Annotated in this window: 4 protein-coding genes; 3 read left to right on the top strand and 1 reads right to left on the bottom strand. The window is 74.1% G+C overall.

Annotated features, from left to right (window positions below; translation table 11 throughout):
- A partial coding sequence (locus tag ABZ914_RS50540) for an AMP-binding enzyme (RefSeq protein ID WP_500201700.1) occupies positions 1–277 on the top strand: 277 nt, incomplete at its 5' end.
- Here ABZ914_RS50540 and ABZ914_RS50535 read toward each other — a convergent pair.
- A complete protein-coding gene (locus tag ABZ914_RS50535) occupies positions 278–898 on the bottom strand; it encodes a PadR family transcriptional regulator (protein WP_190866730.1) in 621 nt (206 codons plus the stop codon). It lies immediately after the preceding gene.
- A gap of 110 nt (positions 899–1,008) precedes the next feature.
- Here ABZ914_RS50535 and ABZ914_RS50530 point away from each other — a divergent pair, with 110 nt between their 5' ends.
- Positions 1,009–1,767: a glucose 1-dehydrogenase gene (locus ABZ914_RS50530; RefSeq protein WP_433153946.1), complete on the top strand. Its 759-nt coding sequence runs from the start codon at positions 1,009–1,011 to the stop codon at positions 1,765–1,767.
- 2 nt (positions 1,768–1,769) lie between these two features.
- A partial coding sequence (locus tag ABZ914_RS50525) for an alpha/beta hydrolase fold domain-containing protein (protein ID WP_500201699.1) occupies positions 1,770–2,152 on the top strand: 383 nt, incomplete at its 3' end.

Here is a 2,152-nt window from a genome sequence, read left to right as displayed (position 1 = left end):
CTACCCGGCGGAGATCGTGGGCGTGCTCGTCCGGCATCCGGCGGTCGCGGACGCGGCGGTCGTCGGGGTGCCGGACGAGCGGCTCGGCGAGGTCGGCGCCGCGTACCTGGTCCTGCGGGACGGCGCGGGCGGGGCCGTCGGCGGCGAGGAGCTGACCCGCTGGCTGCGCGAGCGGCTCGCCAACTTCAAGGTGCCCCGGTACTTCCACGTCGTCGACGAGCTGCCGCGCAACGCGAGCGGGAAGGTCGTCAAGCGGGACCTGCGGGAGCGGGCGTGATCAGCCGGGGGCCTGGGTGGGCGTGCCCGCGGGCGGGACGGCCCGCCCGGAGGCGAGCAGCTCGTCCAGGTCGGCGAGCATCTGGTCGGCCAGGTCGCGCTCGGCCGCGTAGTAGCGGGTCGCCCAGCGCGCCACCAGTTCGGGATAGGCCCAGCCGGACACGGACGCGGCGTACGAGCGGGAGTACTCCGCCTCCTCCAGCAGCCGCTGGGCGTCGTCGCGGTGCTCGGTCACGATCTGGCGGAGCCGCTCGGGCGTGGCCAGGTGGCCGAGCCACACGCGCAGGGCCGTCCCGTGCTTGAGGACGGGCGGCTCGACCGGGGCCCGCTCGACCCAGCCGCTGAGCGCGTCGCGGCCGGCGGGGGTGATGGTGTAGACGCGCCGGGACCGGCCGTCGGCGGCGGTGCCGAGCCGCGACTCGGCGTACCCGACGCGCTCCAGCCGCTTGAGCTCGGTGTAGATCTGGCTCATCGCGGGGCTCCAGTAGAAGAACCGCAGGATGTGCTCGGCCCACTGGCGGATCTCGTAGCCGGTCAGAGCCTCACCGAAGGACAGCACACCGAGCACGGCCCACGCGGTCGCGGGCAGCCGTTCGCCGGGCGGTTCGGAGGGGCGCGCCATGGCGACCAGCCTAGCCACCCGCCGGGGTCTGACGCGTCACACCCCGACGCTAGATGTTCCAATTTGGAATACGCTGCAGAGAAAGCGCACGTCAGAGCGAGGAGAGGGACATGTCCGGACTGCGGGACAAGGTAGTGATCGTGACGGGCGGGGCCCGGGGCCTGGGCGCCGCGGCCGCCGCGCGGATGGCCCGGGACGGCGCGCGGATCGTCGTCACGGACCTGCTGGAGGAGCCGGGCGCCGCGACCGCGGCCGAGGTCGGCGGCCTGTTCGTGCGGCACGACGTCACCGAGCGGGACGGCTGGCGGGCCGTCACAGAGGCGGCGCTCGGCGCCTACGGCCGGATCGACGGGCTGGTCAACAACGCCGGCATCGCGTCCAACTCGCTGATCGAGAACGAGTCCCCCGAGTACTTCGAGAAGGTGCTGAGGATCAACCTGTTCGGGGTGTTCCTCGGCATGCAGGCGGTGATCGAGCCGATGCGGGCGGCGGGCGGCGGCTCCATCGTCAACATCTCCTCCGCGGCCGGGCTGACCGCACTGCCGCTGACCTCCGGGTACGGCGCGTCCAAGTGGGGCGTCCGCGGCCTCACCAAGATCGCGGCGACGGAGCTCGGCCGGCACCGGATCCGGGTCAACTCGGTGCACCCCGGCATGACCTACACGCCGATGACCGCCGAGCACTCCACCCTGGGCGAGGGCGGCTTCCCGCTCGCCGCGCTCGGCCGGGTCGGCGTGCCCGAGGAGATCGGCGAGGCGGTGTCGTTCCTGATCTCGGACGCGGCGGCCTACGTGACCGGCGCCGAGCTGGCCGTGGACGGCGGCTGGACCGCCGGCGAGGTCGTGATGATGGCGCAGGCGGCCGGCTGACCATGCCGCTCGACCCCCGCGCGCAGAAGATCGCCGCCGCGATGACGGCGGGCTTCCCCCCGATCGGCGCCGAGGTCACCGACGCGGCGCAGGCGCGGCGGCTGCTGGCCGCCGCGCCCGGTCCCGACCTCGAACCGATCCCCGTCGCCCGGACCGAGGACCGGACCCTGCACCCGGACCAGGGCGACGTGCCCGTCCGGATCTACTGGCCGGACGGCGCCGCACCGCACCCCGTCACGGTGTTCTTCCACGGCGGCGGGTTCACCCTCTGCGGCCTCGACAGCCACGACCGGTTCTGCCGGATCCTCGCGTCCGGTGCCGGGACGATCGTGGTCTCGGTCGACTACCGGCTGGCGCCCGAGCACCCGTTCCCCGCCGCGGTCGA

Source organism: Spirillospora sp. NPDC046719 (genome assembly GCF_040645715.1).
GTDB lineage: Bacteria > Actinomycetota > Actinomycetes > Streptosporangiales > Streptosporangiaceae > Spirillospora.
This window is presented reverse-complemented; position numbering and strand designations above follow the sequence as displayed.

Coding starts and splice junctions, on each gene's coding strand:
- ABZ914_RS50535 (WP_190866730.1), bottom strand. CDS start 898: ATGGCGCGCCCCTCCGAACCGCCCGGCGAACGGCTGCCCGCGACCGCG.
- ABZ914_RS50530 (WP_433153946.1), top strand. CDS start 1,009: ATGTCCGGACTGCGGGACAAGGTAGTGATCGTGACGGGCGGGGCCCGG.